Source organism: Halomonas sp. SL18_1 (genome assembly GCF_055755715.1).
In genome coordinates this window covers 4,090,495-4,111,935 of sequence record NZ_JBVTRK010000001.1, presented here as the reverse complement: position 1 = coordinate 4,111,935, position 21,441 = coordinate 4,090,495, and the positions used below count along the sequence as shown (strand labels likewise).

Annotated in this window: 15 protein-coding genes and 6 pseudogenes; 11 read left to right on the top strand and 10 right to left on the bottom strand. The window is 67.7% G+C overall.

The annotated features are described in order from the left end of the window. Positions 1-24: 24 nt before the first annotated feature. The 6 genes and pseudogenes from rpmJ to rplQ all read left to right on the top strand — a co-directional run bounded on the left by rpmJ (position 25) and on the right by rplQ (position 3,190). A complete protein-coding gene (rpmJ, locus tag ACSJDS_RS21035) occupies positions 25-138 on the top strand; it encodes a 50S ribosomal protein L36 (protein WP_009099023.1) in 114 nt (37 codons plus the stop codon). Positions 139-261: 123 nt separating this feature from the next. Continuing rightward, entirely contained in the window at positions 262-618 is a 357-nt protein-coding gene (rpsM, locus tag ACSJDS_RS21030; protein ID WP_473034919.1) for a 30S ribosomal protein S13, read from the top strand. Positions 619-657: 39 nt separating this feature from the next. Next, positions 658-1,044 carry a 30S ribosomal protein S11 gene (rpsK, locus tag ACSJDS_RS21025; protein ID WP_010626488.1) on the top strand — a complete coding sequence of 129 codons (387 nt, stop codon included), beginning with the start codon at positions 658-660 and terminating at the stop codon, positions 1,042-1,044. A gap of 12 nt (positions 1,045-1,056) precedes the next feature. Continuing rightward, positions 1,057-1,676 (top strand): annotated as a pseudogene (gene rpsD / locus ACSJDS_RS21020) (30S ribosomal protein S4). Positions 1,677-1,759: 83 nt separating this feature from the next. Beyond that, positions 1,760-2,758 (top strand): DNA-directed RNA polymerase subunit alpha, encoded by a 999-nt coding sequence (locus tag ACSJDS_RS21015; RefSeq protein ID WP_473034918.1) that lies wholly within the window; start codon positions 1,760-1,762, stop codon positions 2,756-2,758. A 39-nt stretch (positions 2,759-2,797) separates the two neighbouring features. Then, positions 2,798-3,190: a 50S ribosomal protein L17 gene (rplQ, locus tag ACSJDS_RS21010; RefSeq protein WP_473034917.1), complete on the top strand. Its 393-nt coding sequence runs from the start codon at positions 2,798-2,800 to the stop codon at positions 3,188-3,190. 259 nt (positions 3,191-3,449) lie between these two features. On the opposite strand, the gene uvrA is transcribed toward rplQ, so the two are convergent. Beyond that, positions 3,450-6,311, bottom strand: coding sequence for an excinuclease ABC subunit UvrA (gene uvrA / locus ACSJDS_RS21005; RefSeq protein ID WP_473034916.1), 2,862 nt, complete (start codon positions 6,309-6,311; stop codon positions 3,450-3,452). Between the two features lie 162 nt (positions 6,312-6,473). Here uvrA and ACSJDS_RS21000 point away from each other — a divergent pair, with 162 nt between their 5' ends. The 4 genes and pseudogenes from ACSJDS_RS21000 (at position 6,474) to ACSJDS_RS20985 (ending at position 10,260) form a co-directional block, all read left to right on the top strand. Then, a complete protein-coding gene (locus ACSJDS_RS21000) occupies positions 6,474-7,862 on the top strand; it encodes an MFS transporter (protein ID WP_473034915.1) in 1,389 nt (462 codons plus the stop codon). A 94-nt stretch (positions 7,863-7,956) separates the two neighbouring features. Then, positions 7,957-8,588 (top strand): annotated as a pseudogene (locus ACSJDS_RS20995) (single-stranded DNA-binding protein). Positions 8,589-8,632: 44 nt separating this feature from the next. Then, positions 8,633-9,520 (top strand): sugar nucleotide-binding protein, encoded by an 888-nt coding sequence (locus ACSJDS_RS20990; RefSeq protein WP_473034914.1) that lies wholly within the window; start codon positions 8,633-8,635, stop codon positions 9,518-9,520. Beyond that, positions 9,517-10,260: a lysophospholipid acyltransferase family protein gene (locus tag ACSJDS_RS20985; protein ID WP_473034913.1), complete on the top strand. Its 744-nt coding sequence runs from the start codon at positions 9,517-9,519 to the stop codon at positions 10,258-10,260. The genes ACSJDS_RS20990 and ACSJDS_RS20985 overlap by 4 nt, the downstream gene beginning before the upstream one ends. Positions 10,261-10,352: 92 nt before the next feature. Here the strand turns inward: ACSJDS_RS20985 and fabB are convergent, their stop codons facing one another. Together fabB and fabA are read right to left on the bottom strand one after the other, a co-directional pair. Further along, positions 10,353-11,570, bottom strand: coding sequence for a beta-ketoacyl-ACP synthase I (gene fabB, locus ACSJDS_RS20980; protein WP_473034912.1), 1,218 nt, complete (start codon positions 11,568-11,570; stop codon positions 10,353-10,355). Positions 11,571-11,583: 13 nt separating this feature from the next. Next, a complete protein-coding gene (gene fabA / locus ACSJDS_RS20975) occupies positions 11,584-12,099 on the bottom strand; it encodes a 3-hydroxyacyl-[acyl-carrier-protein] dehydratase FabA (protein WP_473034911.1) in 516 nt (171 codons plus the stop codon). A 238-nt stretch (positions 12,100-12,337) separates the two neighbouring features. Here fabA and ACSJDS_RS20970 point away from each other — a divergent pair. Beyond that, a pseudogene (locus tag ACSJDS_RS20970) lies at positions 12,338-14,204 on the top strand (putative bifunctional diguanylate cyclase/phosphodiesterase). 52 nt (positions 14,205-14,256) lie between these two features. Here the strand turns inward: ACSJDS_RS20970 and ACSJDS_RS20965 are convergent. The 7 genes and pseudogenes from ACSJDS_RS20965 to ACSJDS_RS20935 all read right to left on the bottom strand — a co-directional run bounded on the left by ACSJDS_RS20965 (position 14,257) and on the right by ACSJDS_RS20935 (position 21,322). Beyond that, positions 14,257-15,513: a class I SAM-dependent methyltransferase gene (locus tag ACSJDS_RS20965; protein ID WP_473034910.1), complete on the bottom strand. Its 1,257-nt coding sequence runs from the start codon at positions 15,511-15,513 to the stop codon at positions 14,257-14,259. Beyond that, the gene (locus tag ACSJDS_RS20960) at positions 15,510-16,331 is read right to left on the bottom strand and encodes a DUF1365 domain-containing protein (RefSeq protein ID WP_473034909.1); all 822 of its coding nucleotides are present in this window, start codon (positions 16,329-16,331) and stop codon (positions 15,510-15,512) included. The genes ACSJDS_RS20965 and ACSJDS_RS20960 overlap by 4 nt, the downstream gene beginning before the upstream one ends. Continuing rightward, positions 16,328-17,607, bottom strand: a pseudogene (locus tag ACSJDS_RS20955) (NAD(P)/FAD-dependent oxidoreductase). Before ACSJDS_RS20955 ends, ACSJDS_RS20960 begins: the two are co-directional and overlap by 4 nt. Before the next feature lie 67 nt (positions 17,608-17,674). Then, the gene (locus tag ACSJDS_RS20950) at positions 17,675-18,463 is read right to left on the bottom strand and encodes an SDR family NAD(P)-dependent oxidoreductase (protein WP_473034908.1); all 789 of its coding nucleotides are present in this window, start codon (positions 18,461-18,463) and stop codon (positions 17,675-17,677) included. Between the two features lie 32 nt (positions 18,464-18,495). After that, a complete protein-coding gene (locus ACSJDS_RS20945) occupies positions 18,496-18,933 on the bottom strand; it encodes a nuclear transport factor 2 family protein (protein ID WP_473034907.1) in 438 nt (145 codons plus the stop codon). 27 nt (positions 18,934-18,960) lie between these two features. Beyond that, positions 18,961-20,374: pseudogene (gene phrB / locus ACSJDS_RS20940) on the bottom strand (deoxyribodipyrimidine photo-lyase). Between the two features lie 35 nt (positions 20,375-20,409). Beyond that, positions 20,410-21,322, bottom strand: a pseudogene (locus ACSJDS_RS20935) (MerR family transcriptional regulator). Positions 21,323-21,441: the final 119 nt, after the last annotated feature.

The window sequence follows — 21,441 nt, the reverse complement described above, 5'->3', positions numbered from 1 at the left end:
CGTACGTGAATTGGAGAAGGAACGATGAAAGTTCGAGCTTCCGTCAAGAAGATGTGCCGCAACTGCAAGATCATTCGACGCAATGGCGCCGTGCGCGTTATCTGCATCGAGCCGCGGCACAAGCAGCGCCAGGGTTGATCCCTGCGCTGGATGAAACCGGTGCCGGCATGCCCCTTGCCCTTCGGTGGGTAAAGGGGTATGCTGTTGCGCCTTTTGTAGATGACCCAACGAGCAAGCCGCTCACATATTCGGAGTAAGCTGATGGCCCGTATAGCAGGCGTCAATATCCCGGACAACAAGCATGCGGCGATCTCGCTGACCTATATCTTCGGGATTGGCCGCACGCGCGCGCAGGAAATCTGTGCCGCTACCGGCATCGCGCCGACCGCCAAGATTCAGGAGCTCTCCTCGGAAGAGGTTGATGCCCTGCGTTCTGAGGTTGGCAAGTACACCGTGGAAGGTGACCTTCGTCGTGATGTGACGCTGAATATCAAGCGTCTCATGGACCTGGGTTGCTATCGTGGTCTGCGTCATCGTCGTAGTCTTCCGCTGCGTGGTCAGCGTACGAAGACCAATGCGCGTACCCGTAAGGGCCCGCGCAAGCCGATCCGCAAGTAACACGCACGTTCTGGCGTAAAGACAGGAATAGACATCAACATGGCTAACCCGCGTAGCAACCGTAAAAAGGTTAAAAAGCAGGTAGTGGACGCCGTTGCGCACATCCACGCCTCTTTTAACAACACGATCGTGACGATCACAGACCGCCAGGGCAACGCTCTCTCTTGGGCGACAGCCGGTGGTTCGGGTTTTCGTGGTTCTCGCAAGAGCACCCCGTTCGCTGCTCAAGTGGCAAGCGAGCGTGCAGCGACCGCTGCAGCCGAGTATGGTGTGAAAAACGTCGACGTGCTGGTCAAGGGCCCCGGTCCTGGCCGTGAATCCGCCGTGCGCGCGCTGAGCGCCGCCGGCTTCCGCGTGCAGAGCATCACCGACGCGACGCCCATTCCCCACAATGGCTGCCGTCCGCCGAAGAAACGCCGCGTTTAAGGAGACAGATTCATGGCTCGTTATATTGGACCGAAGTGCAAACTGTCTCGTCGCGAGGGGACCGACCTCTTCTGAAGAGCGGTGTCACTCCCTTCGAGAAGAAGTGCAAATCCGAGCAGATCCCGGGTGTGCACGGCCAGCGCCGTCAGCGTCTTTCCGACTACGGCTTGCAGCTTCGTGAGAAGCAGAAAGTACGTCGCATGTATGGCGTGCTCGAGAAGCAGTTCCGCAGCTACTACAAGGAAGCCGCGCGTCGCTCTGGCGCTACCGGCGAAGTGCTGCTGCAGCTGCTGGAATCCCGACTGGACAACGTCGTCTACCGCATGGGCTACGGCTCCACGCGCTCCGAGGCGCGCCAGCTGGTCAGCCACAAGGCCATCGCGGTCAACGGCAAGACCGTCAACGTGGCTTCCTACCAGGTGAAGCCCGGTGACGTGGTGTCCGTGCGCGAGAAGGCCAAGAACCAGGCGCGCATCCAGAGCGCCCTGTCGATCGCTGCCAACCGTGGCGATGTGGCCTGGATCGAAGTGGACGCGAAGAAGATGGAAGGCACCTTCAAGGCTATCCCGGAACGCGGCGACCTGTCTGCCGACATCAACGAAAACCTGATCGTCGAGCTGTACTCGAAGTAAGCGTCGCTGATCGCGGCGGGCCGGCCCTTCGGGGTCGGCACCGAGTACCGAGTAACCGTTTGGCAGCCTCAAAGGTGTAGTATATGCAGCGTTCAGTGACAGAGTTTCTCCGTCCGCGCGATATCAAGGTCGAAGAGATCAGCGCGCATCACGCGAAGATCGTGCTCGAGCCCTTCGAGCGTGGCTTTGGCCACACTCTGGGGAATGCGCTGCGCCGCATCCTGCTCTCGTCCATGCCCGGCTGTGCCGTGGTGGAAGTCGAGATCGCGGGTGTCGAGCACGAGTACAGCGCGATCGAGGGCGTTCAGGAAGATGTCATCGAGATCCTCCTGAACCTCAAGGACGTGGCCATCCGCATGCACAGTCGCGACGAGGCGGTGCTCTCGCTGAACAAGCAGGGCCCGGCCGTGGTGACCGCGGGTGACATCGTTCTCGATCATGATGTCGAGATCGTCAATCCGGATCACGTCATCGCCCACGTCAACGAAGGTGCCGAGCTCAAGATTCAGCTCAAGATCGCTCGCGGTCGCGGCTATGAGCCCGCCGACGCGCGCGTCGGGGCGGATGACGAGTCGCGCGCCATCGGTCGCCTGCAGCTGGATGCCACCTTCAGCCCCGTGCGGCGTGTCTCCTACGCCGTCGATGCGGCGCGTGTCGAGCAGCGGACCGATCTCGACAAGCTGATCATTGATCTGGAGACCGACGGCACCCTGGATCCCGAGGAAGCGATCCGTCGCAGCGCCACCATCCTGCAGGAGCAGCTGGCCGCGTTCGTCGACCTGGAAGCCGACAAGGAACAGGAGGTCGAGGAGGAAGAGGATCATATCGATCCGATCCTGCTGCGCCCCGTGGACGATCTCGAGTTGACCGTTCGCAGTGCCAACTGCCTGAAAGCCGAAAACATCTACTACATCGGTGACCTGATCCAGCGCACCGAGGTGGAGCTGCTCAAGACGCCGAACCTCGGCAAGAAGTCCCTGAACGAGATCAAGGACGTATTGGCAGCGCGCGGTCTTTCGCTTGGCATGCGGCTGGAAAACTGGCCCCCGGCAAGCCTGAAGGACGAAAAGAGCTCCGCCTAAGCGTCGACTCGAGTCCCAGTTTGGTAAGGAATCACAACCATGCGTCATCGTAAGAGTGGTCGTCACCTGAATCGTACCAGCTCGCATCGCCAGGCCATGTTCAAGAACATGAGCGTGTCGCTGATCGAGCACGAAGTGATCAAGACAACCCTGCCCAAGGCCAAGGAGCTGCGTCGCGTCATCGAGCCGCTGATCACCCTGGCCAAGCAGGACAGCGTCGCCAACCGGCGCCTGGCCTTCAGCCGCACCCGTTCCAAGGAAGCGGTCGGCAAGCTCTTTAATGAGCTGGGTCCGCGTTACGTCGAGCGTCCGGGCGGCTATGTCCGGATCCTCAAGTGCGGTTTCCGCACCGGCGACAACGCGCCCATGGCCTTCGTCGAGCTCGTCGACCGTCCGGTCGTCGAGGAGACCGAGGAAGCCGCCGAGGAGTGAACCTCGACCGGCCCTCCGGCTCGGCAAGCGCTGAAAGAAAGCCGGCCCCGCAAGGGGCCGGTTTTTATTCCAGTGACAAGCGACAAGGGGCGAGCTACAAGGAAAACCCTTTGGCTAGCTGCGCAGAATCTATACTGCCTCGCACCTCGCACCTCGCACCTCGCACCTCGCACCTCGCACCTCGCACCTCGCACCTCGCACCTCGCACCTCGCACCTCGCACCTCGCACCTCGCACCTCGCACCTCGCACCTCGCACCTCTAGGCCGTAGCTTCCGGCTCTGACTGATGCTCCTTGGCCCGCTCCAGCAGCGGCTTGAGGAAGCGCCCGGTGTGGGAGGCTTCCATCTTCGCCACCTGCTCCGGGGTGCCCTCGGCGATGATGCGCCCGCCGCCGGAGCCGCCCTCGGGGCCGAGGTCGACCAGCCAGTCGGCGGTCTTGATCACGTCCAGGTTATGCTCGATGACGACGATGGTGTTGCCGTGGTCGCGCAGGCGGTGCAGCACGGTGAGCAGCTGGCGGATGTCCTCGAAGTGCAGCCCGGTGGTGGGCTCGTCGAGGATATAGAGGGTCTTGCCGGTGTCGCGCTTGGCCAGCTCGCGGGCCAGCTTGACCCGCTGGGCCTCGCCGCCGGAGAGCGTGGTGGCGCTCTGGCCCAGGCGGATGTAGGAGAGTCCGACATCCATCAGCGTCTGCAGGCGCCGGGCGATGGCCGGCACCGGCGAGAAGAACGCCAGCGCCTCCTCCACGGTCATCTCGAGCACTTCGTGGATGCTCTTGCCCTTGTAGGCGATCTCCAGGGTCTCGCGGTTGTAGCGCTTGCCCTTGCAGACGTCGCAGGGCACGTAGATATCGGGCAGGAAGTGCATCTCCACCTTGATCATCCCCTCGCCCTGGCATGCCTCGCAGCGGCCGCCCTTGACGTTGAAGGAGAAGCGCCCCGGCTTGTAGCCCCGCGAGCGCGCCTCCTGGGTGCCGGCGAAGAGCTCGCGGATGGGAGTGAAGATGCCGGTATAGGTGGCCGGGTTGGAGCGGGGCGTACGGCCGATGGGGCTCTGATCGATGTCGATGACCTTGTCCAGCTGATCGAGCCCTTCGATGTGTTCATAGGGGGCCGGGGTCAGGGTCGTCGCCTTGTTGAGCTCCCGGGCGGCGATCGGCATCAGCGTCGAGTTGATCAGGGTCGACTTGCCCGACCCGGACACCCCGGTGACGCAAATGAACAGCCCCAGCGGCAGCGTCAGGTTGACCCGGTGCAGGTTGTTGCCGGTGGCGCCGGTCAGGCGCAGCTGCTTTTCCGGGTTGCCGGGAATGCGCCACTTGGGCACCTCGATGCGGCGCTTGCCGGAGAGATACTGGCCGGTCAGGGAGTCGTGGCTGGCCATGACCGCCTCCGGGGTGCCCTGGGCGACGATGCGTCCGCCGTGCACGCCAGCGCCGGGACCGATATCCAGCACGTGGTCGGCGGCGCGGATGGCCTCCTCGTCGTGCTCCACCACGATGACGGTGTTGCCCAGGTCGCGCAGGTGCTCGAGGGTCTTGAGCAGGCGGTCGTTGTCGCGCTGGTGCAGGCCGATGGAGGGCTCGTCGAGGATGTACATGACGCCCACGAGGCCGGCGCCGATCTGGCTGGCCAGGCGGATGCGCTGGGCTTCCCCGCCGGAGAGGGTGTCGGCGCTGCGCTCCAGGTTAAGGTAGTCGAGCCCCACGTTGACCAGGAATTCCAGGCGGGCGTGGATCTCGTTGATGATCTTGACGGCGATCTCGCCGCGGCGCCCGGGCAGGGTCAAACGGCTGAAGTAGTCCCAGGCCTCGCCGATGGGCAGGCGGACCACCTCCGGCAGCGGGCGTCCATCGATGTAGACGTGGCGGGCCTCCTGGCGCAGCCGCGAACCGTGGCAGCTGGGGCAGGGGCGCTCGGCGATGTAGCGGGCCAGCTCCTCGCGGACCATGCTGGATTCGGTCTCCCGGTAGCGCCGCTGCATGTTGGGCAGCACACCTTCGAAGGGGTGTTCCCGGGTTACCTTGCGACCGCGGTCGTTGACATAGTGGAAGGCGATGTCATCGTGGCCGCTGCCGTGCAGGATGATCTCGCGCTCGTGCCGCGCCAGGTCTCGCCAGGGGGTCTCCAGTTCGAAACGATAGTGCGCCGCCACCGCCTGTAGCTGGCTGAAGTAGTAGACGCTGCGCCGATCCCAGCCCTTGATCACCCCTTCGGCCAGCGACAGCTCGGGGTGGCTGATCAGCTTGTCGGGGTCGAACACCTGTTGCACGCCCAGGCCGTCGCAGGTGGGGCAGGCGCCGGCCGGGTTGTTGAAGGAGAACATGCGCGGCTCGAGCTCGGCGATGGCGTAGCCGCATACCGGACAGGCGAAGCGCGATGAGAAGGGAATGTCCTCCGCCTCGCCGTCCATGAAATGGATCACTGCGGTGCCGTCGGCCAGGTTTAGCGCGGTCTCGAAGGATTCGGCCAGGCGCTGGGCGAGTCCCTCGCGAACCTTGATGCGATCCACTACGACGCTGATATCGTGCTTCTTGTTCTTGTCCAGCGGAGAGATATCGTCGAGCTCCAGCACCTGGCCATCGATCAGGGCGCGCACGAAGCCCTGGGCGCGCAGCTCGGCGAGCAGCTGCAGGTGCTCGCCCTTGCGGCCCTTGACCACCGGGGCCAGCAGCATCAGCTTGCTGCCCTCGGGCAGCGCCAGCACCTGGTCGACCATCTGCGAGACGGTGCTCGCCTCCAGCGGCTCGTCGTGCTCGGGGCAGCGCGGCGTGCCGGCCCGGGCGAACAGCAGGCGAAGGTAGTCGTAGATCTCGGTGATGGTGCCCACGGTGGAGCGCGGGTTGTGGGAGGTGGATTTTTGCTCGATGGAGATGGCCGGTGAGAGCCCCTCGATGTGGTCGACGTCGGGTTTTTCCATCATCGACAGGAACTGGCGAGCGTAGGTGGAGAGCGACTCCACGTAGCGACGCTGTCCTTCGGCATAGAGGGTGTCGAAGGCCAGCGACGACTTGCCCGAGCCGGAGAGCCCCGTCACCACGATCAGGCTGTCCCGGGGCAGCTCGACATCGATCTGCTTGAGGTTGTGAGTGCGGGCACCCCTGACCAGAATCCTGTCCATTCCCACCTCGTGGCGCGCGGCAAAACCACCATTATACGGGCGGGGTCCATCGGCCGGCAAAGCGGCTTGGTGGCGAACGTTTCCTGCGTCGGCCGGAACGGCTAGAATGGCCCCTCACCCAGGGCGAGCTCGCCCGTCTATCCATCGGATTCACGCCACCCTATGCGCAAGGTCTCTGGACTCCTGCTAGCCTCCGAACGGCGCGCCATCAGCGGCCTGGCTGGGCTGTATGCCACCCGCATGCTGGGCCTGTTCATGGTGCTGCCGGTACTGGCGCTCTATGCCGACGACCTGGCCGGCGCCACGCCGCTGCTGGTGGGGCTGGCGCTGGGCGTCTACGGTCTGACCCAGGCAGTCCTGCAGATTCCCTTCGGCCTGCTCTCCGACCGCCTCGGGCGCAAACCGGTGATCGCCGGCGGCCTGCTGCTGTTTCTGCTTGGCAGCGTCGTGGCCGCCCAGGCCGATACCATTGGCGGCGTCATCCTCGGGCGCTGCCTGCAGGGCAGCGGGGCGGTGGCCGCCGCTATCATGGCGCTGTTGGCCGACCAGACCCGCGAGCAGGTACGCACCGCGGCCATGGCCACCATCGGCCTCTCCATCGGGGTGGCTTTCGCCGTGGCCATGGTGCTGGGGCCCTGGCTGGCCTCGGCCTTCGGGCTGTCCTCGGTCTTCTGGTTCACGGCCCTGCTGGCCGCGCTGGGCCTGGCGGTGCTGTGGAAGCTGGTGCCGCCGGCGCCGCGTCGCCTGCGGCACCGCGACGTGGGCATCGACCGCCGCCAGCTGGCCGGAATCCTCACCCGCGCCGATCTGTGGCGGCTCGACCTGTCGATCTTCGCCCTGCACCTGGTGTTGATGGCGATCTTCGTCGCCGTGCCCTTCCGCCTGGTCGAGGCCGGCATCGCCGCCGAGCGTCACGGCCTGGCCTACCTGGGGATCATGGTGCTGGCCTTCGCCTGCATGGTGCCGCTGGTGATCGTGGCCGAGAAGCGCCACCGCATGCGCGGCATGTGCCTGCTGGCTATCGGCGGCATCGCCGTCAGCCTGGCCGGTCTGGCCGGGGTCGGTGGCGGCTGGCTGCTGTTTGCTTGGCTGCTGCTGTTTTTCACGGCCTTCAACCTGCTCGAAGCCACCCTGCCGTCGATGCTCAGCAAGCTGGCGCCGGCCGGGGCCAAGGGCACTGCCATGGGCGTCTACTCCACCAGCCAGTTCCTGGGGGCCTTCCTGGGCGGCCTGCTGGGTGGCCTGCTGGCCCAGCAGTGGGGGCTGCCGGCGGTGTTCATCGGCTGCGCCCTGCTGGCCGCACTGTGGTGGCTGGTGATGCTGGGGATGCCGGTGCCGCCGCATCTTTCCAGCGAGGTGGTGGCGCTCGACGACGACCACCCCGAAGGCACCATGGAAACACTGATGGCGAGCTTTGCCGAGGTGGCCGGCGTCGAGGATGTGCTGGTCGTGCCCGAGGAGCGGCTGGCCTATCTTAAGGTGGACCGGCGGCATCTCGACGAAGACGCCCTGGACCGCCTGATCCGTTCCAACCGCCATCGCGGCGGCTAGCCCTGAATCCGGGCGCCCAACGGCGCCCCGGGGCGCCTGTTTCCACACGCTCGACCCACGACACGAGCTGAATCAACGAATAGGGAGTTCCACCATGGCCCGAGGCGTCAACAAGGTCATACTCATCGGCAATCTGGGGCAGGACCCGGAGGTGCGCTTCATGCCGTCCGGCAACCCCGTGGCCAATCTGCGCCTGGCCACCACCGACACCTGGACCGATCGCCAGAGCGGTCAGCGCCAGGAGCGCACCGAGTGGCATTCGGTGGTCATGTTCAACAAGCTGGCGGAGATTTCCCAGCAGTACCTGAAGAAGGGCTCGCGAATCTACATCGAGGGCCGGCTGCAGACCCGCAAGTGGCAGGGCCAGGATGGCCAGGACCGCTATACCACCGAGATCGTCGCCAACGACATGCAGATGCTGGACTCCGCGGCGGCGGTGGCGATTTCCAGGGCGGCGGGGCGCCTCGTCAGGGCGGCTATCAGCAGGGCGGCGGCTACGGCGGCCAGCCCCAGCAGCAGGGCAACTACGGTGCCGCCCCGCCGCCCCAGGGGGGCAACTTCGCCGGCGGACAGCCCCAGCAGCGTCCGGCTCCCCAGCCGGCGCCGATGCCCCAGCAGGGAGGCGGTCAGCAGGGCAATCCCCAGCAGGGTGGCCAGCAGCAGGGCAGCTACGGCGCCCCCGATCCGGGTAGCTTCGACGACTTCGATGACGAGATTCCGTTCTAGTCGAATCCTCTGAAGCGTATTTCCAGTCTGCGGGAGGGTCTGGCGTGAAGCTGCTGATACTGGATGCCGGGCACTGCCTGAACCTGGCCCTGGCCAGGGTGGCGCATCGGCGTAGCGATACCGAGTTGGTGATCGAGTCCGGCCTGGAGATTGATGCCCACCGGCTGCGCGAGTTGGCGCCGGACGCGGTCATCATGCCGCCGCTCTCCGGCCCCATGGATATCGAGCCGGCGACGGTGGTCGCCCACGGTCACGGCGTCGACGCCTGCCTGGCGGCCTGCCGGGAAACCGATACGCCGCTGGTGTGGTGCGTCTCCGACCAGCTCTACCAGGACGGCTTCGATACGCCCATCGACGAGCACGTGATTCCCGCCCCGCGGGACGAGAGCCTGCGTCGGCTGATCGCCATCGGCGATCGCATCCGCAGCGGCCATCCGCGCCATCTCATCGTGCGGCTGGGGCCGCTGTTCGCCCTGGAAGGCGGTCACGCCTGGCTCAGCGGCGTCATCGATAGCCTGATCGCCGGAGACGACGTGCGCGCCGCCCAGGACGTGATCTTCTGCCCCACCTCGGCGGATGCCGTGGCCATGGCGCTGGTGGGGATGCTGCACCAGCTGGCCTGTGGCTCCAATGCCTGGGGCGCCTACCACCTGGCCGGCACCGAGCCGGTCAGCGCCTACACCTTCACCTCCCTGGTGCGTACCCAGCTGGCGACGCGGCTCGAAGGCCTCGGCGAGCAGGTCGAGCTGGGCCAGGTCAAGGCGCTCAAGCACCACCATGACCAGCCGCTGCGGCGGGTGCTGAACTGCCGGCGGGTGCTGCAGGCCTTCGGCGTGCACCAGAAGCCCTGGCGCCTGGAGGTGGGGCGCATGCTCGATGAGTGGTGTCAGGCGCGTCGCCCACCGCGGGAAGAGGGTGATGCTCGCCCATGAACGTGTTTCGCAGCCTGCTCTTCTACCTAGGCTATTTCCTGGCCATCCTGGTCTGCGGCGGGCTCTTCCTGCCGGTGGCGCCGCTGCTGCCGCTGCCTGCCCGCTATCGCCTGCTCAATCTCTACAACCATTTCCTGACCGCCTGGTTCCGCTGGACCTGCGGGGTGCGCTACTGCATTCGAGGGCGCGAGCATCTGCCCGAAGGCCCCTGCGTGATCCTGGCCAACCATCAGTGCGAATGGGAGACCCTCTACCTGCAGATCCTCAAGCCGCCGGTGTGCACGGTGCTCAAGCAGGAGCTGTTGCGCATCCCGCTGTTCGGCTGGGGGCTTAGGCTGCTGCATCCCATCGCCCTGGATCGCTCCCGCCCCGCCCGGGCCATGAAGCAGGTGCTGTCCCAGGGCGTGGCGCGCCTGCGGGAGGGGCTCTCGGTGCTGATTTTTCCGGAGGGGACTCGGGTGGCGCCGGGACAGCGCCGTCGCTACAACAAGAGCGGCACGGTGATCGCTTGCCGCGCCGGGGTGCCGGTGCTGCCAGTGGCACACAACGCCGGCGAGCGCTGGCCGGGGCGCCACTGGGTCAAGAACCCGGGCACCCTGAACGTGGTGGTGGGCGAGCCGATCGCCACCGCCGGACGCAGCGCCGACGAGGTGCTGGCCGAGGCGGAGGCGTGGATCGAGGCGCGCCTGGCCGAAATCTCCGAGGTGCCGCGGCCGGTGCCCGCCGAGAAGCCCGCCTGACGGCGCCGGCTCAAGGGTCAGAGTGGCCGGCGCAAACGCCAGCGGCGCCCCAAGGGGCGCCGCTGGCGTTACGCTGAGGCGTCAGGGCGGCGTCAGCCCCGGTATTTCTCCAGCACCAGGCAGGCGTTGGTGCCCCCGAAGCCGAAGCTGTTGGAGAGCACCCGCTCGACGGTCGCCTCATCGCGACGCTGGGTGACGATATCGAAGCCGTCTGCCTGCTCGTCGAGCGCTTCGACGTTGGCCGAGGCGGCGATGAAGTCGTTCTCCATCATCAGCAGCGAGTAGATCGCCTCCTGCACGCCGGTGGCGCCCAGCGAGTGGCCGGTCAGCGACTTGGTGGAGCTCATGGCCGGGGTGGTATCGCCGAACACCTCACGGATCGCCTTGAGCTCGGCGACATCGCCCACCGGGGTGGAGGTGCCATGGGTGTTGATGTAGTCGATCTTGCCGTCGACGCTGGCGAGCGCCTGGCGCATGCAGCGTACCGCGCCCTCACCGGAGGGGGCGACCATGTCGTAGCCGTCGGAGGTCGCGCCGTAGCCCACGACTTCGGCATAGATCTTGGCGCCCCGGGCCTTGGCATGTTCGAGCTCCTCGAGCACCAGCATGCCGCCGCCGCCGGCGATGACGAAGCCGTCGCGGGCCTGGTCATAGGGGCGCGAGGCCTTGTCGGGGGTCTCGTTGTAGTGGGTGGAGAGCGCGCCCATGGCGTCGAACAGGCACGACAGGGTCCAGTGCTCCTCCTCCCCGCCGCCGGCGAAGACCACGTCCTGCTTGCCCATCTGGATCTGCTCCATGGCGCTGCCGATGCAGTGGGCCGAGGTGGCGCAGGCCGAGGAGATCGAGTAGTTGACCCCCTTGATCTTGAAGGGCGTGGCCAGGCAGGCGGACACGGTGCTGCCCATGGTGCGGGTCACTCGGTAGGGCCCCACGCGGCGCAGCCCTTTTTCGCGCATGACGTCGGCGGCCTCGACCTGGTTGGCGCTGGAGGCGCCGCCGGAGCCGGCGATCAGCCCGGTGCGCTCGCTGGACACCATCTCCGGGGCGAGCCCCGCATCCTCGATGGCCTGGGCCATGGAGACGTAGGCGTAGGCCGCGGCGTCACCCATGAAGCGGCGCAGCTTGCGGTCGACCAGGCTGTCGAGGTCGATGTCCACGACGCCGGCCACCTGGCTTCTGAAGCCACGCTCGGCGTAGTCTTCCTTGAAGCGAATGCCCGAGCGCCCCGTTTTCAGGGCTTCGGTAACCGCGTCGCGGTCATTGCCCAGGCAGGACACGATGCCCAGTCCAGTGACTACCACTCGTCGCATGGGAGCCTCCTGATCAGAAGTTCGCGGTAGAGGTGAACAGGCCGACGCGCAGGTCGGTGGCCTGGTAGATGTCGCGACCGTCCACGGACACCGTGCCGTCGGCGATGCCGAGGATCAGGCGCCGGGTGATGATGCGCTTGATGTCGATCTTGTAGGTGACCTTACTGGCGTCGGGCAGGATCTGGCCGGTGAACTTGACCTCGCCGCAGCCCAGGGCGCGGCCGCGGCCGGGATGGCCCAGCCAGCCCAGATAGAAGCCCACCAGCTGCCACATGGCGTCCAGCCCCAGACAGCCCGGCATCACCGGATCGCCGGGGAAGTGGCAGTCGAAGAACCACAGGTCGGGATGGATATCCAGCTCGGCGACCAGCTCGCCCTTGCCGTGATCGCCGCCGTCTTCGTAGATCCGCGTGATGCGGTCGAGCATCAGCATGTTGGGGGCCGGCAGCTGGGCATTGCCGGGGCCGAACAGTTCGCCGCGGCTGCATGCCAGCAGCTCTTCGCGTTCGAAGGAGTGTTGCTTGGTCACTGGGTCGTTCCGAGTCGCAGTTGTTGTGGGCCTCCCGCAGCGTGGCGGGCGCGTCGTCTGGCGGCGCCCCTCGCCCGGGCGGCCCCGCCTAGTCTACTGGCCGTGGCCGATGAATGCACGCCGGGCATGACGCGCCGCCGCCGAAGGATTAAAGTGTGGCGCCAACCGGCCGATAGGGGTTGCCAAGCAGGCGACTCGTGACGCCGCTCTTCCTACGCCCGTTACCGCGGACCCTGACATGCTGTCTTCCACGACCCTCAATCGCCCTCTGGCCTGGGCGGCCCTGGCCGCACTGCCGGCCTGCATCTGGCTGCCCGACCCCGGGCTGCGGCTGGTCGCGGTGGGCATTGTCGCGCTGGGGGGCGCCGACGCCTGGCGTCAGCTGCGGCGCGACCGACAGCATGCCGACCTGATGCAGCAGGCGCTGATGCTTTCCGAAGAGGGGGTGCAGATCACCGACGCCCGGCATCGTATCCTGGCGGTCAATCCGGCCTTCACCCGTATCACCGGCTTTACCGAAGAGGAGGTTCGCGGCCTCAATGCCAGCAATCTGGTGGCCGCCCGACACGATGCGGCCTTCTTCAAGCGTTACTGGCAGACCCTGGAGAGCAAGGGGCGCTGGGAAGGGGAGATCTGGAGCCGCCGCAAGCAGGGTGACGACTACCCCGAGTGGCTGCGCATCAAGGCGATCACCGATGCCCGCGGCCGCATTCGCCACTATGTCGGCACCTTCACCGATATCTCGGTGCACAAGGCCCGCGAGCAGGACCTGCGGCGCATCGGCTTCGAAGACCCGTTGACGGGCCTGCCCAACCGGCGCCGGCTGCACGACCTTATGACCTCGCGGCTGCGCCATCTGCGCGCCGGGGAGAGCCTGGATATCGCCATCATCGACATCGACGGTTTCAAGTCGGTCAACGATAGCCTGGGCGTCGAACAGGGCGACCGCCTGCTGGCCCGTTTCGGTCAGCGCCTGGTGGGCCATGTGGCCGGCGGCGTGGTCGGGCGCTTGGGCGGCGACGAATTTCTGGTGATCCGTACCACCACCTTCGATGACCACGACAACTGGATTGCCGGTCTGCGCCAGCATTTGGGGGAGCCCTTCGAGATCGGCAGTCGCTCGCTGCGCCTGGGGCTGTCCATCGGCAGCTGCCGGGCACCGGAGGACGGTCGCGACTCGGGAGTGCTGTTCCAGCGCTTGGAATCGGCGCTCTACTCGGCCAAGCGCCACGGCCGCAACGTCAGCCAGCGCTTTCGTCCTGCGCTGGACGTCCAGGAAAGCCCCCACATGGCGCTGGTCTATGCCCTGCGCGATGCCCTGGCCAACGGTGATCAGCTGGAGCTTCACTATCAGACTCAGCATCGCACCCGCGACGGCGCGGTGGTCGGCATGGAGGCGCTGCTGCGCTGGCGCCACCCGGAGCACGGCATGGTCTCCCGGGGGATTTCATCCCCCTGGCGGAGCGGCATGGTCTGATGGGCCAGCTGGGCAACTGGGTCATTGACGAAGCCCTGGGCAGATGGCGCGCTGGCGTGAGCTGGGCCTCCCGCTGCTTCCGGTGTGGATCAACATCTCGGCGATCCAGATGTTCCAGGGCGAGCTGGAGTCGGCGCTCTCCTCGGGGCTGGCGCGTCACGGCATTTCCGCCGACCAGCTGGGCCTGGAGCTGACCGAGTCGGTGCTGCTCGACGAGCGGGCCGGCGATATCGTGCCGCGGCTCGAGGCGCTGCGTCAGCGCGGCCATCGAATCGCCATCGACGACTTCGGCACCGGGTACTCGTCGCTGAGCTATCTCAAGCGCCTGCCCCTGGACAAGATCAAGCTCGACCGCGCCTTCATTCGCTCGCTGCCCAACGACCCCGCCGATGCCGCTATCGTCAGCGCCGTGCTGGCCATGGCCCGGGGCCTGGCCATGGACGTGGTGGCAGAGGGGGTGGAGACCGAGGGACAGCTGACGTTCCTGAACGATGCCGGCTGCGCGCTGGTGCAGGGCTTCTTCTACTCGCGGCCGGTCTCGGCCCAGGCCCTGGAAGCGCAGTGGCAGGCCGCACCCGAGGGTGCGTCGGCGGCCCCCGGCGCGCTGCGCTCTAACCCCACCCCCTGAGCGACCCTTGCCCCCTCACCCGTGACGAGGCTATCGCGGCGTCAAGGCCGTCCTAGCCGCGGCGCAGGCCGCGCGCCGGACTTGGCCAGCAGCAGCTGGCAGGTGCCGATGCTGCGCTCCGTAAATCCCCCTCGCAGTAGCAGAGGTAGTAGCGCCACAGGCGGATGAAGCGCTCGTCGTAGCCGAGCCGGCGGACGCGCTCGAGGCTGGCCTCGAAGCGATGGCGCCACTCGCGCAGGGTGCGCGCATAGTGGGGGCCGATCTCGTCCAGGGCGAGGACGTTGAGCGAGGTGCGCCGGGTCAGGCCGTCGAGCAGGGCGCGGTGGGAGGGCAAGAAGCCGCCGGGAAAGACATGGCGCTTGATGAAGTCCATCTCCCGCTTGGCCGCCTCGAAGCGCTGGTCGCGGATGGTGATCGCCTGCAGCATGGCCAGGCCGTCGTCGGTCAGCAGCCGGTCGAGGGTGGCCAGGTAGGTGTCCAGGTATTGATGGCCCACCGCCTCGACCATCTCCACCGAGATCAGCCGATCGTAGCGACCGGTGAGCTCGCGGTAGTCCTGCTGGAGCAGGGTGATGCGCTCGCCAAGGCCCTCCTCCTCGATGCGCCGAGCGACATGAGCGTACTGCTCGGCGGAGATGGTGGTGGTGGTGACCCGACAGCCGCGGGTGCGGGCGGCATGAATCGCCAGGCCGCCCCAGCCGGTGCCGATCTCCAGCAGGTGATGGTCGGGACCAACGCCCAGCGCATCCAGCATCACATCCAGCTTGTGGGTGGAGGCCTCCTCCAGGCTCGCCTCGGCATGCGGGAAGAGGGCGCTGGAGTACATGCGGTGCTCGCGGTCGAGGAAGGTCGCGAAGAGCTCGTTGCCGATGTCGTAATGGGCGGCGATGTGGCGCCGTGCGCCGCGCCGCGTATTGCGTCGCAGGGCGTTGAGGGCGCCGAGCAGCCAGCGGCCGATTCGCGCGGGACCGTTTTCCAGCTCGCCGTTGACGCGCTCCAGGTTGAGGGCGAACAGGCGGATCAGCGCCACCAGGTCATCGGCGTCCCAGTCCCCGTCGATATAGGCTTCGGCGGCCCCTACGCTCCCGCCCAGTGCCAGGCGCCGCCAGGCCCTGGGACGACGCACCACCAGCGTGACCCGCAGCGGGCCGTCCTGGCCCAGGTGGTAGCACTGGCTGCCCTCGATCAGGGTGATCTTTCCCCCTCGAGGCGCTGCAGCTGGGCCAGCAGCCGGGGGCGCAGCCAGCGGGTCAATTGGTCGGTCTCTTCCGCCAGGGGGCGGGGGGCTAGCAGAGCGCAGGGTGTTCACGATGAACCCTCCTTACGGGATCTCGGGGCGGGACCGGGGTGGTCGTGGATCGGCACGCGCTTGAGCCACAGGCGCAGCGCCTCGAAGTGGATGCCGGCCAGGGTCTTGAGGTTCATCCACGGCTGGCGCGCCAGGGTGGCGAGTAGCACCCCGCGGGTCGCGGGGCGGGCCGTCAGGGTCAGGGTGGCATCGAAATGACGCCGGCCATCCTTCCAGGTCTCCATGTGCATCATCAGCGCCTCGCCGGGCGTGTTGAAGCGCCAGCGATAGGTCATGTCCATGGGGTTGAAGGGCGAGACGTGCATCGCCTTGGCGAATTCGGCGCGGTGGACACGGCGCTGCGGCGCGACGGGACAGGCGTAATAGGCCCGCTCGCCCCAGGGGGTGTTGCTCACCTCGCCGAGCAGGGCGCGCAGCTCGCCCGCGGCGTCAAAGGCGTAGTAGAGCGAGATCGGATTGAAGCCCATGCCGAGGGTGCGTAGCTGGGTCAGCAGGCAGATCCGTCCATCCGGCGCCCAGCCCAGCTGGCGCTCGATCTCCTCCTGGGCGACCTGTTTCAGCGGCCGGTCGTGAGCGGGCAGGTCGTCCTGGGCAGGGGCCTTGTTGAGAGGGGCCTTGTTGAGATAGTCCTCGCGGCGAAAGCGGGCCAGCGCCGGACGCCGGGCGCTGAAGCCGGGCACGCCGTCGAACAGCCCGGGCAGCTCTTCCAGGTCGAGCCAGGCCATCCACACCTGGTAGGTGAAGGCGTGGTGACGCGGCAGCAAGCGACGATGACACAGGCTGCCGCGGTAGATCCGCGAGCGCGGCGTCGCGATCATGCCGGGATGCCCTCGGCGGCAGGCCGTGCGGCATCGGTCGGTGTGCCCGGCGGCGGCGTCTCTTCGTCGCAGCCCAGGCCCCTGGCGACCCGCAGGGCGCTCCACACCCCGTCCTCGTGGAAGCCGTTGCGCCAGTAGGCGCCGCAGAAGTGGGTTCGGCTCGCCCCGCCCGAGATCTCCCCGTGGCGTGCCTGGGCGGCATGGCCCGCCAGGGTGAACTGCGGGTGAGCGTAGGTGAAGCGGCCCAGCACTCGGGCCGGGTCGACGGCGGCCGTGTCGTTGAGCGTTACGCAGAAGGTGTGCGGTGCGTCCAGGCGCTGCAGGATGTTCATGTCATAGGTCACCGAGACGCGGGCGGCTTCGCCGCGGCCGTCGAGGCGGTAGTTCCAGCTCGCCCAGGCGCGGGGGCGGCGCGGCAGCAGGCGGGTGTCGGTATGCAGCACCACGTCGTTGTCGCGGTAGGGCAGAGCGCCGAGGATCTCGCGCTCGGTGGCGCCGGCGTCATCCAGCAGGGCCAGCGCCTGATCGGCGTGGCAGGCCAGCACCACCTGGTCGAAGCGCTCGACGCCCTGGTCGGTGCGCAGTGCAACGCCGTCGGTCAGGCGGCGGATGCCGCGTACCGGGGTCGAGAGGCGGATGCGCTCGGAGTAGGGAGCGGTCAGCGCCGGGATATAGGCGCGCGAGCCGCCCACCAGGGTGTACCACTGGGGCCGGTCGTTCACCGACAGCAGGCCGTGGTGGCGGAAGAAGCGCAGGAAGAACAGCGCCGGGAAGGCGCGCAGGCTATCGATGCTGGCCGACCAGATGGCGGCGCCCATGGGCAGCAGGTAGCGGGCCTGGAACGCCTGGCCGTAACCGCCGCTTTCCAGATACGCCCCCAGGGGGTGGCGGCATCCAGCCGGTCGCCGTCGAGGTCGCGTAGGGCGCGGCGGTTGAAGCGCAGGATGTCGGCCAGCAGGCGGTAGAACGCGGGGCGCAGCAGATTGCGACGCTGGGCGAACAGGGTCGCCAGGGTATGGCCGTTGTACTCGAAGTCGCGATCGGTCTGGTGCACCGAAAAGCTCATCTCGGTGGGCTGGCTGGCGACCCCCAGCGTCGCCATCAGGCGCTGGAAGTGGGGGTAGGTCCAGTCGTTGAAGACGATGAAACCGGTATCGATGGCGTAGCGGCGGCCGTCGAGTTCGACATCCACGGTGGCGGTGTGACCGCCCAGGCGTTCGCCGGCCTCGAACAGCGTGACCTCGTGACGGGGGCTCAGGTACCAGGCGGCCGCCATGCCGCTGATACCGCTCCCCACCACGGCGATGCGCTGTGGCTGGGGGGCAGGGACAAGCAGGGTGCGTTCATGGCTGGGCCTCCGTGGCCGATGACCGGGACAGGCGTCGCCCGAGCCGGAAGCGCAGCCCGGGCGGCAGAAGGCCGAGCAGGCGCAGCGCCAGGGTGAAGCGACGCGGAAAGTGGATGTCCAGGCGGCGTCGGGCCAGCCCGGCGAGAATGGCCTTGGCGGCGGCGTCGGCGGGGATGCGCATCGGCATGGCGAAGTCGTTGCGCTCGGTCAGCGGCGTCTCGACGAAACCGGGATGGATCACGCTGACGTCGATGCCTTCGGCGTGGAGGTCCTGGCGCAGCGACTCCAGGAAGTGGCTCAATGCCGCCTTGGAGGCGCCGTAGGCTTCGGCCCGGGGCAGCGGCAGGTAGGCCGCGGCGCTGGAGGTGGCGGCGAGCAGCGGATGGTGGCCCTGTGCCCTGGCCCGGCGCAGCAGCGGCAGGGCCGCCTCGATGCAGTGAATGGTGCCGAAGACGTTGACGGTGAAGACCCGCTCGACCAGTGCGGCATCGAAGTCATGCACCTCCAGGTACTCGCAGGTGCCGGCGTTGAGCAGCGCCAGGTCGAGGCCGCCGAAGGCGTCGGCGAGTCGCTCGCCGGCGCGAGCCACGGCGTCCCGGTCGGTCACGTCCAGCGGCAGCGCCAGGGCATTGTCATATCCCGCGGTGAGCTGGGCCAGCGCGCCTTCTCCCCGGGCGCTCAGCGCGACGCGGTGTCCCTGCGCCAGCAGCCGCAGGGCCAGGGCGCGCCCGATGCCGGAGGTGGCACCGGTCAGCCAGATGCGTTGGGTCGCGGGTCGGGGCATGTGGCCTCCAGTGGATGGCGGCCGTAGCCGCCCTAGCCGAAGCGTCGCTTGAGCTGTCGAATCACCCCGCCAAGCAGCGGCAAGCGCTCATAGAGCAGGGCGCCAACGTCGAAATAGTCGCGGTGGAAGGCCACCCTGCCGCTGCCGTCGGCGGCAAAGCGCAGCCGGGAGCAGCCCTCGACCTGAATGTCGCGCCCTTTCGCCAGTCGGGGATGGGCCAGATGCAGGGTCCAGGTGGCGAAGGCGGTATCGCCCAGACGCTGTCGCTCATGGAACTCGAACCGGCACGACGTCACATTCTCGTACAGGCTGGCGAAGTAGCGTTCCAGCGCCTCTGCTCCCTCTATGCGGTGCAGCGGGTCGATAAATTCGACGTCCTCAGTATAGAACCTGTAAAGCTCTCTTGTACAGCTCTTGTCAAGATTATTGAAGAAGCCGCAGAAGGCTTCCAGGTGCGGGTCCCGGTGCATGGGGCGTACCTCTCGGTGTGGCCTGGCTCAGTCGGCCTTGAGCGCGGCGAAGGCCGCTAGGGCGCGGGCTCGGGCCGCCTTGTGATCGACGATGGGCGGCGGATAGCCGATCTCATCCCGGCGGTCGGTCGGCGGGGCATGACGGGCCTTGGCCGGCAGGCCGGCTAGCTCGGGCAGCCACTCGGCGAGAAAGCGGCCCTCAGGGTCGAAGCGCTGAGACTGGGTGGTGGGATTGAAGATGCGGAAATAGGGGGCGGCATCGGTGCCGGTGGAGGCCGCCCACTGCCAGCCGCCGTTGTTGGCGCTGAATTCGCCGTCCACCAGGTGGCGCAGGAAGAAGGCCTCGCCGCGTCGCCAGTCGATCAGCAGGTGCTTGGCGAGAAACATGGCGGTGATCATGCGTAGCCGGTTGTGCATCCAGCCGGTGCTCACCAGCTGGCGCATGGCGGCGTCGACGATGGGGTAGCCGGTGCGGCCTTCGCACCAGGCGGCGAAGCCCGCCTCGTCGTCGCGCCAGGCGAGTTGCTCGGTGTGGGCCTGGAAGGGGCGGTGGCGACACACCCGGGGAAGCCGAAGGCGATGTGCTGGTAGAACTCGCGCCACACCAGCTCGTTGACCCAGGCGACCAGACCGGCGTTGCCCTCGGCCAGCTGGCCGTCATTCTCGGCCAGCACCGCCTGCAGGCACTGGCGATGGGAGAGCATGCCCAGCGCCAGGTAGGGCGAGAGCTCGCTGGTGCCGTGGGTCGCCGGAAAATCGCGCTGCTGGGCGTAGTGCCGGGCGCGAAAGCGCAGGAAGCGCTCGAGCCGGTCGGCGGCCGGGCCCTCCCCGGCGGGCCATCGGCGGCCGTCGATGGGGGCGTCCGGCAGCTCGGGCTGTGCGGGCAGCGGATCGCCGGCAATGCCGGTGTCCGCCTGGGGCGCCGGGGTGTCGGCAAGGGTCAGGCGCTCCGGGGACAGCTGGCGATGCCAGCGCTTCGCGAAGGGGGTGAAGACGCCGTAGTAGTCCCCTTGCCGGTCAACAGCTCGCCGGGCGCGAAGGCCACGCCGTCGTGGTGGCCGTGAGCATCGAGCCCGTTGGCCTGGAAGGCCTCGACTACCGCCCGGTCCCGGGCCACCTCGTTCAGCGGGTACTCGTGGTTGAAATGCAGCGCCGTGGCGCCGACGTCGCGGGCGATGGTCAGCAGCGCTTCGGGGGCCTGGTCGAAGGCCTCGAGGTCGCGATGGAGCAGCGGGATATTGAGCCCGGCCAGGGCCTCGCCCAGCGCCGCCACGCCGCGGTGCCAGAAATCCAGCTTGTTGGCGCCGTGCCCGTGGCGCTGCCACTGGGGCAGGCAGCGCAGGAAGACCGCCACCACCGGCCCCTGGCGGGCCGCGGCGGCCAGGGCGGCGTTGTCGGTAATGCGCAGGTCGCTACGAAACCACATCAGGACGGGTGGCATGGCGGCTCCTTGGGCGTGGCGATCGGAGGGGGCGATCACGCCTCGTGCAGCAGGGTGCCCAGGCGGGTGATGGCCGGGGCAGATCGTCGCCGAGCAGCGCCACCTGGCTGGCCTTGAGGTCGCTCTGGCGAATCCGCGCCACCGGCCCACACAGCGCCAGCGGCACCTCCAGCTGCTCTGCCAGGCGTGGCAGCTGGCGGCGGATCAGGTCGGCGCGTTCGGCGCGGCCGCTGGCCATCAGCAGGGCCGAGGCCTTGAGTCGCTCCGCTGCCAGCGGCAGCTCACCCAGCGGCAGGGGAGCGTCGAACAGCTGGATATGGTAGCCGGCATCGCTGGCCGCCAGTGCCGCCAGTAGCAGCCACAGGGGGCCCGGGTCGTCGGGTAGCGGGGTCATCAGCAGGCGCGGTCCCTGGCTTACCTGGTTGGCGTGGTAGAGCCGCGTGCCGATGCAGGTACGCAGAAAGGCCTCCAGGGCTCGGCGCTGCAGGGCGGCGCCGAGCTGGTCCTCCCAGCGCTCCTCCAGTTCGCGCACGGCCGGCTGCCACAGCTCGGCCAGGCAGGTGGGCACCGGATAGAGCGACATCCCCTGGTGGAACAGCGCCTCCAGGCGCGCCAGGTCCAGGGCTTCCACCGCCGCGACCAGCTGGCGCCGCTGGCTCGGCCAGTCGCCGGACGCCGGCTCGGGGTCGGGGACGACCTCCGGCTGGTCGAGCAGGTCCTTGACCTGGCTGACCGGGACGCCGCGGTTGAGCCACTGCAGGATGCGTTCGACGCGCTCGATGTCCTCGCGGGCGTAGAGGCGGTGCCCCTTGGGGGTACGCTGGGGCAAATCAGCCCGTAGCGACGCTCCCAGGCGCGCAGGGTGACCGAGTTGACACCGGTGAGTCGGGACACCTCGCGTATCGGGTACAGCGGCGTGTCGGCCGGGTGGGTCGCCTTGTCGGTCATGCTGCGCTTGCCTCCTGGTTGGGCGGGACCGAACGCCTCCGCCTGTCGTCACCTTGGTCCGGGCACCTTCGCCCTGCATCTCGCGGTATTGTACACCAGTCTGGCGGTGTACAACTGCC